Source organism: Chryseobacterium sp. P1-3 (genome assembly GCF_000738495.1).
Classification (GTDB): Bacteria; Bacteroidota; Bacteroidia; order Flavobacteriales; family Weeksellaceae; genus Chryseobacterium; species Chryseobacterium gallinarum.
The window spans coordinates 852,324-867,077 of record NZ_JPEQ01000007.1; the positions used below are offsets into that span (position 1 = coordinate 852,324).

The window sequence follows — 14,754 nt, forward strand, 5'->3', positions numbered from 1 at the left end:
TTTATCATTTCTTATTACCCTTGATTACCCTTGACAAGGGTAAAGATTATTCAGCATTCAGTTCATCCAGGATTTCACTGAACACAGCCTGCGCTGAGAAAACACGGTTCTTTGCCTGCTGATAGATGATGGAATTTTCTCCGTCCATTACTTCATCACTTAATTCTACATTACGACGAACCGGAAGACAGTGCATTACTTTTGCATGGTTAGTACCGGCCAGTTTTTCATTGGTCAGCATCCAGTTTTCTTTCACTTCAGGCATTGCCGCATAATCATCAAAAGACGACCAGTTTTTCACATAGATAAAATCTGCATGTTTCAAGGCTTCATCCTGGTCATGAATTATCGGCGTATCTTTTGTAAAGGCTGGATCTAAATCATATCCTTCAGGATTAGCGATTACCAGCTCAACATCCATTTTCTGCATCCATTCTGCGAAGGAATTTCCTACCGCATGAGCAATCGGCTTAATATGCGGTGCCCAGGTCAACACTACTTTTGGCTTATGATCTTTTTTCCAGTTTTCTGTAATGGTAATACAGTCTGCCAGGCTTTGCAGCGGATGTCGCGTTGCAGATTCAAGGGAAACAACAGGAACTTTTGCATGCTGTTCAAACTGGCTCAGGATGCTTTCATTCACATCATCTTCCTTGCTTTTCATTCCGGCGAAGCACCGTACTGCAATGATGTCACAATATTGATTTAAAACCTCAATGGCATCTTTGATATGTTCTACGGTGTCACCATTCATCACGGCTCCATCAGCAAATTCAAGGTTCCATGCTTCCTGGGCTGCGTTTAAGGTTAATACATTCAGTCCCAGGTTTTGCGCTGCAATCTGGCTGCTCAGACGGGTTCTAAGGCTTGAATTTAAAAATACAAGTCCGATTGTTTTCCCTTTTCCTTTTTCTGTCTCCGAAAGTGGGTTTAATTTTATTTTTAAAGCTTTATTTATGATTTCCTGTAAGTTTTCTACATCATTTACAGTAGTGAATTTTTTCATTTTAAAATTGATTTTAAAGGTTTTCTTTACCTACTTAATTGCTAATTCAACCACAAAAGACACAAAAGTTTTTATTTAAACACTTTAGAACACTTAAGTAAGTTTAAAATGAAACTGTATATAAAGTTCACATAAGCAGAAAATCTAAGATTTTCAAATCAAGCGTGCTTTTTAAGCGTTCAGTAGTTTCTTAACATCACTTAAGGGTTTAAACTCTTTTGTGACTTTGTGATTTTAAATATTCTCTAACACCGTTTTCAAAGCGTTGATGAACAGATCCGTTTCCTCTTTCTTGATATTGAGTGCCGGAAGAATCCTTAACACCGTTTTATCATTAGAATTCCCTGTGAAAATATGATGATCGAACAGTAAGCTTTTCCTTACTTCTGAGCAGTCTCTGTCGAGTTCTATTCCAATCATCAGTCCTTTCCTTCGGATGGATCTTATGTGTGGTAAATCTTTAATTTTATTTTCAATATACTCGCCCATTTGTTGAGCATTTTTGATGAGATTTTCATCTTTCATCACATCCAGAACGGCAATAGAAGCTACACAAGCTAAATGATTTCCGCCAAATGTAGTTCCCAATAAGCCATTGCTCGCCTGGAATTTAGGATGAATTAAAACTCCGCCAACCGGAAATCCATTCCCCATTCCTTTAGCTGTTGTGATAATATCTGCCTCAACTCCAAATTCCTGATGGGCAAAGAAATATCCGCTTCTTCCGTATCCGGACTGTACTTCATCCAAAATAAGAACAACATCATATTTCTCGCATAATTCTTTAATTTTTGATAAAAATTCCGGTGTTGGAATCATAATCCCTCCTACTCCCTGAATTCCTTCGATAATTACAGAAGAAATTTCATTTCCATGAATCTCAAAGGTCTCTTCAAGCTGTTCTACATTATTCCATTCAGACCTAATAAAGCGTTCTGAGAAGTTTACAGGAGCCACAATTTTAGGATTATCCGTTACTGAAACAGCTGCGGATGTTCTTCCGTGAAATGATCCTGAGAAGTAAAGCACTTTGCTTTTTCCATTATGAAAAGAAGCTAATTTTAAGGCATTCTCATTGGCCTCAGCTCCCGAATTACACAGAAAAAGGCTATAATCCTCATATCCTGAAAGCTTTCCAAGCTTGTTTGCAAGCTCTGCCTGCAATTCATTCTGAACAGAATTAGAATAGAAAGAGATCTTCTCCAGCTGTTCTTTTAATTTATTTTGATAATGCGGATGGTTGTGACCGATAGAAATAACAGCATGACCTCCGTAAAAATCAAGGTATTGTTCGCCTTTATCATCCCAAAGGAAAGATCCCTGAGCTTTGATTGGATTTATGTTGAATAATGGATATACGTTGAATAAATTCATGTCTTTTTATAAATGATAATTGATTAATGATACGGGATTCAATTTTCGAGTTTTTCCCATAATATCAGTTGGTACATTACTGTATTAAAATGCTATTGGTTTCAGGTTCAGTCCTGCATTTTCTTCCCAGTCCATGGCGATATTCATATTTTGTACAGCCTGTCCTGAAGCCCCTTTTAACAAATTGTCAATCGCTGAGTGAATAACGGCAACATTTCCACTCTTTTCAATCTGAATCACACAGCGATTGGTATTGACAACCTGCTTTAAATCAACCGCCCTGCTACTAACGGTAACGAAAGGCTCCTCTGCATAAAAATCCTGATACAATTGTTTTAATTCCTCCAGCTTCAAATCCGTCTTCATCGTGGAACTTGTAAAAATCCCTCTTGCAAAATCCCCTCTCCATGGAACAAAATTCAGGGTTACTTCTTTATTATTCAATGAAACCAGCTGTTGCAAAATCTCATCCACATGCTGATGGGTTAAGGTTTTATAGGCTGAAATATTATCATTTCTCCAGGTAAAATGAGTGGTTGCCTGCAAAGACTGGCCGGCTCCTGTGGAACCCGTAATCCCTGTGGTGTAAACCTCATCTAACATTCCTTTTTCTGCCAATGGCAACAATGCCAATTGGATAGCTGTAGCAAAGCATCCCGCATTGGCAATACTCTTTGAGCCCTGGAAATGTTTTTTATTGATTTCAGGTAATCCGTAGATAAAATTTCTATTCCCGAAATTTCCTTCTAAACGGAAATCATTTCCGAGATCAATTACCAGTGTTTCATCCTTAACAGGATTTTGAGCTAACCAATTCCGGCTTTCCTTATGGGGAAGACATAAAAAAAGAATATCCACTTCCTCAAACTCATCCGTTAAAACCTGATCACAAACTGTCGTTAAATCCGGGTACAAATCCGATATTTTTGTCCCCGAATTTGAACGACTATATAAAAAACTCAATGTCACATGGGGATGGAAGGCCAGTAAGCGTATCAGCTCGCTTCCTGTATAACCGTTGGCTCCAACTATTCCTACTGTTTTTTTCATTTTTAAACTGATAGGACTGCGTCCTATCTTGGGGTTAAATCGTTCCTTCGGAACTAATTGGTATTTTTATTGATCTGGTGGTATATATTTAAGGAATTGCTTACAATTTTTGTATATCCTTTCACATCTTGCCCTGTCCATGCCCTGTTGGCTTCTCCATAGCTTCCGAATTTATCTGACATCAGGTCATGACCGGATTCAATTCCATTTAAAATAAACCTGTACGGATAAAGCGTTATAAATACTTTCCCACTTACGGTTTTTTGAGAATCCGTCAAGAAAGATTCAATGTTTCTCATCACGGGATCCAGGAAAAGTGCTTCATGCAGCCAGTTTCCGTACCAGTCTGACAATTGCGACTTCATCATCTGCTGATATTTTGAAAGGGTATGTTTTTCCAACAAATGGTGCGCTTTGATAATTACCGAGGCCGCTGCCGCTTCAAATCCTACTCTTCCTTTAATTCCTACAATCGTATCTCCTACATGGATATCACGCCCTATTCCATAAGCAGAGGCCAGTTCTTCTATTTTTTGAATCGCATATACAGGGTGTTCAAAGTTTTCACCATTGACCGCTATAATTTCACCATTCTTAAACTCTATCTCCATTTCTGAGGGCTCAGTTTGCCGGATTTGTGATGGAAATGCTTCTTCAGGCAAATAATTTCTGGACGTCAGGGTTTCTTTACCACCTACCGAGGTTCCCCACAGACCTTTATTCACTGAGTATTGTGCTTTCTGAAATTCCATCTCATATCCATGATTTTTCAAAAATTCTATTTCCTCTTCACGGGACAGAGCCATATCGCGGATCGGCGTGATAATTTCAACATCAGGACACATGACCTGGAAAATCAGATCAAAACGCACCTGATCATTTCCCGCACCTGTACTTCCGTGGGCAATAGCCTCAGCATTTACTTCCATTGCGTATTTTGCAATTTCCTGCGCCTGGATCGTACGCTCCGCACTTACAGAAAGCGGATAGGTATTATTTTTCAGCACATTTCCAAAAATCAAATACTTCACACAAGAATTGTAATAATCCTCCTGAGCATCCACACACCTGTATTCTTTTACTCCAAGTTTTAAAGCTTTCCTTTCCAGCTCTTTTTCTTCTTCTTTAGAAAAACCTCCGGTATTTACAGTAACTGCGTACACATCATACCCCAGTGTTTCACTAAGGTATTTAGCACAGTAGGAAGTATCCAAACCTCCGCTAAACGCTAAGATGACTTTCTTGTTCATTGTTATATTTATTTTCCGGCTGCTTGTTGGCAATACCGTTTACTTTATTATTATCAGGAACGAAAAGCATTGCGGTACATAAGCAGTTCTTTCGCTCCTTTTTCATTAAAATTTCATAATTCACACAATTCTTACACCCATTCCAGAATTCTTCATCCTGGGTCAGTTCCGAATAGATCACCGGTTTATATCCTAAATCGCTGTTGATTTTCATCACTGCAAGCCCTGTTGTCAGCCCAAATACTTTCGCGTCCGGGTATTTTTCTCTAGATAACTGGAAAATTTTGTGTTTGATCTGAGTAGCTACTCCTCCGTTCCTGAATTTCGGAGACACAATCAGTCCCGAATTGGCAACAAACTTTCCATGTGACCAGGTTTCTATATAACAGAAACCTACCCACTCACCGTTTTCAGTGGCGACCACAGCATTGCCTTCTGAAATCTTCTTACTCAAATATTCGATAGAACGTTTTGCGATTCCCGTTCCTCTACGCTGTGCAGAATCGTACATTTCCTGCTGTATTTCACTCACATACATTAGATGTTCGCATGAGGAAATTTCTATTTCCATTTATTTATCTAAATTTTTTTGGCAAATTTAAAATATAATTTCTTTAAAAACCAAAATATAAAAAGATATTTTTTTTTGGTTTAAAAATTTAAAACAGGTAAAATTATCTTTATTGGAAATTATATATTTGCTAATTTATTATATATTTGCTAAAAAGATATAGCTATGGAAAATATCTGTCCTAAATGCAAGAGTAACAAAGTAGTAAAAAGCGGCATCATCAACGAAAAGCAACGTTTTCATTGTAAGGGCTGCAACTATTATTTCACCGTTAAAAAGTTAGGCAAACAAATTGATGATTATTATGTAACCAAGGCCCTTCAGCTGTATCTTGAAGGCTTAAGTTACCGGGAAATAGAACGGATCATAGGGGTTTCTCATGTGACCATCAGTTCATGGATCAAAAAGTATAACATTACAAGACCTCCTCATTCCGAATTCCATCCCGTATATAAAGTCCTGAAACAAAATGAATTGATTGAATATATCGCTCAGGAAGAAAATATTAAAAACTCAGGCATCATCATTACCCAGTTTGCAGATAAATACATGCTGATCAAATGGGAAAGATTTAAAAAGTAAACCAAGAGCAAAGAAAAAAGAATAAAGACTTTGGATATCAGGCAGGAGATTGTAAGGTATGAGATAAAATCATGTATTTCACTGATTGATCTAAAAGGTTGTTTTTCAACAGAAATAATTAACCTTTTAAACGATTAAGTAGTAATTTCCAATTAAAACTATACTATTACCAGTAATATATATTAAATTTTCATAAATAAATTATTAATTACAATTTGGCTTTCACAAAAAACAACGCCAAAAATTGATAATTTATGAAGAAATTACTCACATTCATTGGAGCAGTCTTAATCAGCAGTTCTTTATATTCGCAGGGTTCTCCCGATTATGGCAGCGGCTTAAAACTCAACCTCAATCCTGAGGGAGACAAATTCGTCAGATTTATTTTATGGGACCAGCTTTGGCTGAGGAATACCTCCATGAATCCCGGAACAATGGTTGGCGGAGAGCCTACTGACAATTCCTGGAACATAGGAAACAGGAGACTGCGTGCTTTAACGTATGCCCAGATCTCTAAAAGATATATGATCCTGCTTCATTTCGGGATTAACAATCAAACCTTCATCAACGGTGGCGCCACAGGTACTTCAGGAACCGGAGGATACGGAAACGGAAAAAAAACACAACTGTTCTTTCATGATGCCTGGAATGAGTATGCAGTTATTTTACCCGGGGAAGCCGGAAAATTCAGTTTATCTTTAGGGGCAGGACTCCATTACTACATGGGGCTTTCCCGGATGACCATGGCGTCAACACTTAATTTCCTAACCGTAGATTCTCCTGTTTTTTCCTGGCCGCTGATAGACAATTCGGATCAGTTTGCAAGACAGCTGGGAATGTTTGCCAAAGGGAAATACGGAAAATTAGAATATCGTTTAAGTTTAAACAAACCTTTCGCTACTGATCTCACGCCGGTAAATGTAACAGACCCTTCCAAAGCTATAGCTGTAGACAACAATGGCAATCCCAGTTTTTCAAAAGCGGGATATCTTGAATATCAATTCCTTGACGAGGAATCCAACACCCTTCCTTTCAAAGTAGGTTCTTATCTGGGAACAAAGAAAGTGTTTAATGTGGGAGCTGGTTTTTATCATCAGGCAGACGGAACGAGGACTTCCGTCAATTCCAATATTGAAAAGCATGACATCACCCTGTTTGCAGTAGATGCGTTTGCAGATATTCCGTTGGGAGAAGCTAAAAACAAAATGGCCATTTCTGCTTATGCCGGATATTATAACTACAATTTCGGTCCTAAGTATGTAAGGAACCTGGGAACCATGAATATCGGAGCCAATGATCCCAATTTCATCGGCAATAAAGCAATTGCAGGACCAGGAAACCTGCAGCCGACCATCGGAACAGGTAATATTATCTACGCACAGGCCGGTTTACTGTTGCCGAGCCAGGCGGAGAAGCCAAAAATCAGAATACAGCCTTTTGCAGCTTATACTCACAAAAATTTTGAAGCTTTTGACAAGTCTTCGTCTCAATTTGATATTGGGGCCAATTGGTTCATCGATGGGCATCACGCAAAAATCACAACCCAATACTCAACAAGACCGGTTTATACCAGCCCCACCGAAAGCCCATCTTCAAAAGGGGAATTTATTGTACAGTTCCAGATCTACCTGTAACTATAAGCCATTAATAAACAAAATTTAAAAAATAAATCCATTTCCATAAAATTCTGGATGAAATAATATTTCTGTTAACATCAAAACCAACCAATATGAGTGAAAACCACCACGAAAGCTACGAGAATATGACCGACAGGCAGAAAAACCGCACCATATGGAGCGTGATCACCGCCTCATCACTCGGAACCCTGATAGAATGGTATGACTTTTATATTTTCGGAAGTCTCGCCGTTGTTTTAGCCACTAAATTTTTCCCTGCCGATAATCCTACCGCAGCATTTTTATCTACCCTGGCTACTTTCGCTGCGGGATTTGTAGTAAGACCTTTCGGTGCTTTGTTCTTTGGAAGACTGGGAGATCTTATCGGAAGAAAATATACTTTTCTTGTTACTTTACTGATCATGGGTTTCTCCACTTTCCTGATAGGATGTATACCAAGTTATGAAACCATCGGATTTTTAGCTCCCGTTTTGGTTTTAATTTTAAGATTATTACAAGGGTTGGCTCTTGGAGGAGAATACGGAGGTGCTGCCACTTATGTTGCGGAATATGCACAGCCCCACAGGAGAGGGTACTGGACTTCATGGATCCAGACAACCGCCACAGCCGGACTTTTTATTTCGCTGATTGTTATCCTTATCACCAAAACATCCCTTTCTCCCGAAGAATTTGATAACTGGGGATGGAGGGTTCCCTTCTGGATCTCTATTCTAATGGTAGGAGTTTCCTATATTATCAGAAAAAACATGAAAGAATCCCCGCTTTTTGCCAAAGCTAAAAGTGAGGGAAAAACTTCAAAAAATCCTTTAAAAGAAAGTTTCGGGAACAAGTATAATTTTAAATTTGTATTGCTTGCTTTATTCGGGGCAGCTATGGGGCAAGGAGTTATCTGGTACACAGGACAATTCTATGCCATGAGCTTTCTACAGAAGGTAATGAATGTAGAATCCGCACAGGTTGATTCACTGATGGCTACAGCCTTATTCCTGGGAACACCTTTTTTTGTATTTTTCGGATGGCTATCGGATAAGATCGGAAGAAAAGCAGTAATGATGACCGGAATGCTGGTGGCTATTTTAGCGTACCGTCCCATCTACGACAGCATGTTTAAAAGCGTAAGCCTGGAAAATAAAACCATCGCCACTAACGGGATTTCAGAAAAAAGGACAGCAAAAATCCATCCTGCTATTGCTACCGACAGCCTGATTACTTTTCATAAAGAAACCCTTTATACAGACGGAACATTAATTAAAAAAGACAGTATTCTCCACTGGTCTCCTGCCGGTCCTGTAATGAAAGACGGAAAAGCCGAAGAAGCTAAAGTCTCACAATCTTTAAAGCTGAGCGATAATACAAAATGGTACATCATCTTTCTTGTATTTATCCAGGTGATATTTGTAACAATGGTATACGGGCCAATTGCAGCATTCCTTGTTGAAATGTTTCCGGTAAGGATCCGTTATACTTCGATGTCTCTTCCTTATCACATCGGAAACGGAGTATTCGGGGGGCTTCTTCCTGCCGTTGCCACCTATCTGGTAACCGTAGGTAAAGATGCAGGTCACCCGACATGGTACCTTCAGGGCCTCTGGTATCCGATCGGGGTAGCCGCTGTTTGTCTGATCATCGGATTGTTCTATCTTAAAAATAAGAACAACAATCTTCACGATTAAGCATTGAATCAATCAAATTTTTATTAATTTTAAAACTACTAAAATGAACGGACTAAAAAAGATATTAGGCATACTCTGGATTGCAATAGCATTAATTGTAGGATATTTCGGAATTACGGTTCTGGGAATCCCCAAAATAGCCTCAGGAAAACAGGAAGATCTGGTTTTCGGCATTATCATTCTGTTTGTACTGATGCCGATCATCTCAGGAGGAATGGCTGTTTTCGGATATTATGCACTGACAGGAGAATATTCTGACGACAAAATATAAAACAAAATAATTGGGATAATTGATGAATACTGCATTCATCAATTATCTTTTGCCAGCTATCATGTATGAAAAAAAGACACGAACAAAAACTGATCATCCTGAGTATTGGGTTAATGATTGCTTTCAGCATTCCTATATCACTGCTTTTCAACAGCGAGAGAGAGGTGCTGGGGTATCCTATGATACTGGTCTACCTGTTTGTAGTCTGGATGATTTCCATTGTGATTTCTTTTGTAATCGTAAAAAGGTATGATGAGTAGTTTTGCATTATTTTTTGTGGTATTGTTTTATCTCGCCCTCCTGTTCTTAGTTGCCCATCTGGCAGAGAAGAAAAGAAGCAAGCTCTGGATCAACAATCCCTATATTTATGCATTATCTCTGGCTGTGTATTGCACTGCCTGGACGTATTACGGCAGCATCGGTGTAGCGGCAACAAGCGGACTGAACTACCTGCCAATCTACATCGGACCTATTATGATTATTCCTGCCTGGATCTATATCAACACCAGAATCATCAGGATTTCCAGGGTCAATAAAATAAGCAGTCTGGCCGATTTCATTGCTTTACGCTACGGAAACAGCAGGAGTCTCAGCGCCATCATTACTATAGTCTGTCTCCTTGCCATTGTTCCATATATCGGGCTTCAGATCAAAGCGATTTCCGAAACTTTCCATCTGGTGACAGAGACAGCAATGTCAAAAGATATATTAACAGACAATGCGACATTCGTGGTCGTCCTCATCGCGCTATTCTCTTCTTATTACGGAACCCGGTATGTAGATGCTTCAGAAAAGCGCCTGGGAATTATCTCCGCTATTGCTCTGGAAAGTTTTTTAAAGCTTTTCTTTATTATTATACTTGGGCTTTTCGTAATCTATTATGTGTTCGACGGATTTTCGGATATCTACCACCAGGCCAGCCAATTTAAAGATTTTAAAGAAAAAAATACATTCAATGGAATTGAAGGTGCTATGAACTGGATGGTTTTATGTATGATTTCTGCTACAGCCATTTGTATCCTTCCGAGACAATTTCACACTGCTATTGTTGAGAACAGACAGGAAAAGCATATCAAAACAGCCATATGGTTTTTTCCGCTTTATCTTTTAATTTTCACTATATTTATATTCCCGATTGCCTGGGGTGGAAGATTAATTTTCGATGGACAGAAGGTCAATCCCGAGTTCTACTCCATTTTAATTCCTCAGCATTTTGACAACACTTTGATTACCGTTCTGGTTTTCCTTGGAGGATTAAGCTCATGTATTTCCATGATCATTATCTCTGCTATTACACTATCTATCATGCTTTCCAATAATCTCATCATCCCATATGGACTGCTGGGAAAATTAAAATCTGAAAACGAAGAGCAAAATACCAGAAGTATTACCAATATCAGGAAATTCAGCATTTTCGCCCTGATTATTATGGCTTTTGTTTTTTACAAATACTTTATCCTGAAGACATCCCTGGATTCTGTGGGCCTTATTTCTTTTGTAGTAATTGCCCAGTTGGCCCCTGCTTTCTTCGGAGCTTTGTTCTGGAGAAGAGGAAGCTATAAGGGCGCCGTTGCGGGATTGGCTGCCGGTCTCGCGATCTGCTATTTCGGGTTAATTATTCCCCAGTATTATTTTTCTTACAACCAGGAATTCAAAGGAGCCCTGAGAGAAATGTATGATGCTTTCGGATTCTTCAGCATTCCTTATTTAGGAAGAATCCCGCAGATCTTTTTCTGGTCTGTTCTGGTAAACACAGGTTTATTTACCATTATTTCAGTGAGTACCAAAGGAAATTACCGGGAAAGAAATTTTGCCGAACTGTATGTGGATATTGACAAATACATTCAAAATCATGAAAATGCCTTTATCTGGCGCGGAACTGCCTATATTTCCGATATCAGGAATATCCTTGAAAGGTTCCTAGGTAAAAATAAAACGGAACAAGCCCTTAGAATTTTTAATTTAAAATACAATATTGACTCCAACACCGAAACCGCTGATTCCAGGTTTATTAAGTTTTCTGAAAACCTGCTGGCCGGAAGAATAGGAACAGCCTCTGCCAAAATCCTGATAGAAGGCGTAACAAAAGAAGATAAAATCTCTTTGAAGGAAGTCCTCAACATTCTCGAGGAATCTAAAGAAAATATCAGCTTAAATAAAAAGCTTACGGAACAGTCTGAAGAACTGCAGAAATTATCCGACGATCTAAGGACTGCCAATGAAAACCTGATTATCAAAGACCGGCAAAAGGATGATTTCCTGGATTCCGTAGCCCATGAACTAAGGACTCCGATTACCGCCATCCGCTCTGCAGGAGAGATTTTAGCCGATGACGACGATATTCCTTCCGAAATCAGACAGGAGTTCTTAAATAACATTATCACAGAATCTGACCGGTTAAGTGAAATCATCAATGACATTCTCTACCTGGATAAGCTTCAGCATGGTGAAATCTCATTACATATCCGGGAAAATAATATTATTGAAACCTATAAAAAAGCATTAAATCCACTCCTCCATCTGATACAACAAAAAAATATTCATTTAAGTGAAGTCAACCTTTTGAACCAGGTAATTTTTGAATATGATGAAGCGAGGATGATCCAGCTGTTTCAGAACATCTGGGGAAATGCGTTGAAATTTACCGACGAACAGGGAACGATACAGACCAAACTTTTTGAAAAAGACCATCAATTAATGATTTCTATTTTCAATACAGGCAAACATATCCCTGAAGAAGATCTGGAAATGATCTTTGACAAATTTTATCAATCCAGAAATCAGAATATATTAAAGCCAACAGGAAGCGGACTCGGACTGGCAATTTCCAAAAAGATCGTACAGGCCCACGGTGGAAATATAAAAGCAGAAAACAGCGGTCTCGGCGTGACCTTCACGATCAATATTCCTGAAAAAAATATAAAAAAAGAGATTAAAAATGAAGTTGAACACCATTAAAACCCATTTATGAAAAAAATAATCATTGCAGATGATGAACACAAAATATTAATGTCACTGGAATACAGTTTTAAGAAGAACGGCTATGATGTTTATATCGCACGGGACGGAACAGAAGTTCTTGATTTTTTAAAAACAATGGTCCCGGATGTCATTTTATTGGATATCATGATGCCTAATCTTGACGGATACAGCACACTGGACATTATCAAGCAGGATGAAAAGTTTAAAGACACCAAAGTTATCTTCCTAAGCGCCAAAAACAATCCGAAAGACATTGAAAAGGGCCTTGAAATGGGAGCTAATGCGTATGTTACAAAACCCTATTCTATTAAAAAGCTGATACAGCAGATTGAAGAATTGTTTTAGAAAAATACCAAACACACTATTGATATGAATACTGATATTTTATTTAAACAAAGTATAGAAGATAAAGAAGAATTCTGGAAAGAGCAGGCCAGGGAAATAAAATGGTCTGAATTTCCTCAAACTATTCTTTCAAAAGATAAAAATGATTACCCGCAATGGTTTTCCGACGGGAAACTCAATATGTGCCATTTATGCATTGACCGGCATATTGAAGATGGTTTTGGAGACCAGACAGCTATTGTTTATGACTCACCTGTTACTCATCAGAAAAAAACTTATACTTTCAGAGAAGCTCAGGAAGAAATTTCAAAACTGGCAGGAGGGCTGAGTTCTCTTGGCTTACAGAAAGGAGATACAGCCGTTATTTATATGCCGATGATCCCGCAGACCCTTTTCGCCATGCTGGCCTGTGCAAGAATCGGGGTTATTCATAATGTAGTGTTTGGAGGTTTTGCACCTCATGAACTGGTAGTAAGAATTGACGACTGTAAACCAAAAGTTTTAATCACAGCTACCGCCGGTGTAGAGATCGCCAAAAGAATCCCTTACTTACCGCTTGTTGAAAAAGCTATAGAGATGGCACAGGATAAAGTGGATCATATCGTTGTTTACAACAGAAAACTGACAGAAAACCAACACGAAATGTTCGACGGCCTGATTGATTATGAAGAACTCGTTCAAAAGTCCGAACCTGTTGATTGTATTTCTGTAGCATCTACCCACCCGCTTTATTTGCTTTACACTTCAGGAACTACAGGAAAGCCTAAAGGAATTGTACGGGACACCGGAGGTTATGCCACGGCATTAAAATTCTCCATGAAATACATTTATGGGGTTGAACCGGGTGAAACGTATTGGGCCGCCTCTGATTTTGGCTGGGCAGTGGGTCATAGTTTTTCCGTGTATGGTCCGTTAATTAACAGGAACACCACGATTATCTTTGAAGGAAAACCCGTTATGACTCCTGACGCCGGCACTTTCTGGAGAATTATTTCAGAATATAAGGTTTCCGTTATGTTTACAGCTCCTACTGCTATCCGGGCAATTAAAAAGGAAGATCCTGATGGGGAACTGGTGAAAAAATATGATTTGTCTCACTTCAAAAAACAGTTTCTGGCAGGAGAACGGTGTGATGTTGCTACGTTGGATTGGTTCGCCCGCCACATAGGAGTTCCCGCTATTGATCATTGGTGGCAGACGGAATCGGGCTGGCCAATGCTGGGATTAATGACCTTCGATGACCGATACAAGATCAAAAGGGCCTCTGCCGGAAAGCCCATCCCCGGATACGACATTAAAATATTTGATGAAAATGGTCTGGAGCTTGACCCTCACCACGAAGGATACCTGGTTATCAAACTTCCGCTTCCTCCGGGAGCCATGCTGGGAATCTGGAAAGATTATGAGCGTTTTCAAAACAGCTATCTGTCCCAGTACAAAGGGTATTATTTTTCCGGAGACGGCGCTATACAGGATGAGGACGGATATATTTTCATCACAGGAAGAGTGGATGACGTAATCAATGTAGCCGGGCACAGGCTCTCCACTTCCGAAATGGAAGAGATTGTTTCTTCCCACCCGGATGTTGCAGAGTGTGCTGTGGTGGGAATAGATGATGATCTGAAAGGACAGGTTCCTTTTGCGGTAATTGTTTTAAAAAACGGATCTTTAATTTCCGGGGAACAGGTTGAAAAAGATATCATCCAAATGGTCCGCGAAAAAATAGGAGCCGTAGCTTTCCTGAAAAACGCAATGGTTGTCAAACGCTTACCCAAAACCCGGTCGGGCAAAATCTTAAGAAAGCTCATCAGAACCTTACTGGACGGAAAAGATTTCCAGATTCCCTCGACAATTGATGATGAAAAAATCATTGAAGAAATTCAGGAAAAAATCAAGGATTATAGGGCTTAGACCGGAAATTAAACATATATTTAAGTATCAGTTTAAATTTTCAGGTTACAAAAAATCATCACCCTGTTAACGGGTAAAACATACGGACAATATTATTTATCA

At 39.1% G+C, this 14,754-nt stretch carries 13 protein-coding genes; 8 read left to right on the forward strand and 5 right to left on the reverse strand.

Annotated features, from left to right (window positions below; genetic code table 11):
* Positions 1-46: 46 nt before the first annotated feature.
* The 5 genes from HX13_RS12360 to HX13_RS12380 form a co-directional block, all read right to left on the reverse strand.
* Positions 47-1,006, reverse strand: coding sequence for an acetylornithine carbamoyltransferase (locus tag HX13_RS12360; protein ID WP_050021310.1), 960 nt, complete (start codon positions 1,004-1,006; stop codon positions 47-49).
* Positions 1,007-1,240: 234 nt separating this feature from the next.
* Positions 1,241-2,380: an aspartate aminotransferase family protein gene (locus HX13_RS12365; RefSeq protein WP_050021311.1), complete on the reverse strand. Its 1,140-nt coding sequence runs from the start codon at positions 2,378-2,380 to the stop codon at positions 1,241-1,243.
* A gap of 84 nt (positions 2,381-2,464) precedes the next feature.
* Entirely contained in the window at positions 2,465-3,430 is a 966-nt protein-coding gene (gene argC, locus HX13_RS12370; RefSeq protein ID WP_050021312.1) for an N-acetyl-gamma-glutamyl-phosphate reductase, read from the reverse strand.
* Between the two features lie 53 nt (positions 3,431-3,483).
* Complete coding sequence (gene argG, locus HX13_RS12375; RefSeq protein WP_050021313.1) at positions 3,484-4,680, reverse strand: argininosuccinate synthase; 1,197 nt, start codon at positions 4,678-4,680, stop codon at positions 3,484-3,486.
* Entirely contained in the window at positions 4,652-5,251 is a 600-nt protein-coding gene (locus HX13_RS12380; protein ID WP_082129208.1) for a GNAT family N-acetyltransferase, read from the reverse strand. The genes argG and HX13_RS12380 overlap by 29 nt, the downstream gene beginning before the upstream one ends.
* A 165-nt stretch (positions 5,252-5,416) precedes the next feature.
* Between HX13_RS12380 and HX13_RS12385 the strand changes: the two genes are divergently transcribed.
* The 8 genes from HX13_RS12385 to HX13_RS12420 all read left to right on the forward strand — a co-directional run bounded on the left by HX13_RS12385 (position 5,417) and on the right by HX13_RS12420 (position 14,652).
* Positions 5,417-5,833, forward strand: a complete 417-nt coding sequence (locus HX13_RS12385; protein ID WP_050021314.1) for a helix-turn-helix domain-containing protein — start codon at positions 5,417-5,419, stop codon at positions 5,831-5,833.
* Between the two features lie 254 nt (positions 5,834-6,087).
* On the forward strand, positions 6,088-7,467 hold the full coding sequence (locus HX13_RS12390; protein ID WP_050021315.1) for a hypothetical protein: 1,380 nt from the start codon (positions 6,088-6,090) through the stop codon (positions 7,465-7,467).
* A gap of 95 nt (positions 7,468-7,562) precedes the next feature.
* Positions 7,563-9,143 (forward strand): MFS transporter, encoded by a 1,581-nt coding sequence (locus tag HX13_RS12395; RefSeq protein WP_050021316.1) that lies wholly within the window; start codon positions 7,563-7,565, stop codon positions 9,141-9,143.
* Positions 9,144-9,186: 43 nt separating this feature from the next.
* Positions 9,187-9,414, forward strand: coding sequence for a DUF6814 family protein (locus HX13_RS12400; RefSeq protein ID WP_050021317.1), 228 nt, complete (start codon positions 9,187-9,189; stop codon positions 9,412-9,414).
* 65 nt (positions 9,415-9,479) lie between these two features.
* Positions 9,480-9,674, forward strand: a complete 195-nt coding sequence (locus HX13_RS12405; RefSeq protein WP_050021318.1) for a hypothetical protein — start codon at positions 9,480-9,482, stop codon at positions 9,672-9,674.
* The gene (locus HX13_RS12410; protein WP_050021319.1) at positions 9,667-12,372 is read left to right on the forward strand and encodes an ATP-binding protein; all 2,706 of its coding nucleotides are present in this window, start codon (positions 9,667-9,669) and stop codon (positions 12,370-12,372) included. Before HX13_RS12405 ends, HX13_RS12410 begins: the two co-directional genes overlap by 8 nt.
* A 9-nt stretch (positions 12,373-12,381) precedes the next feature.
* Complete coding sequence (locus HX13_RS12415) at positions 12,382-12,741, forward strand: response regulator transcription factor (RefSeq protein ID WP_050021320.1); 360 nt, start codon at positions 12,382-12,384, stop codon at positions 12,739-12,741.
* 24 nt (positions 12,742-12,765) lie between these two features.
* Positions 12,766-14,652: an AMP-binding protein gene (locus HX13_RS12420; RefSeq protein WP_050021321.1), complete on the forward strand. Its 1,887-nt coding sequence runs from the start codon at positions 12,766-12,768 to the stop codon at positions 14,650-14,652.
* The last annotated feature ends 102 nt before the right edge of the window (positions 14,653-14,754 follow it).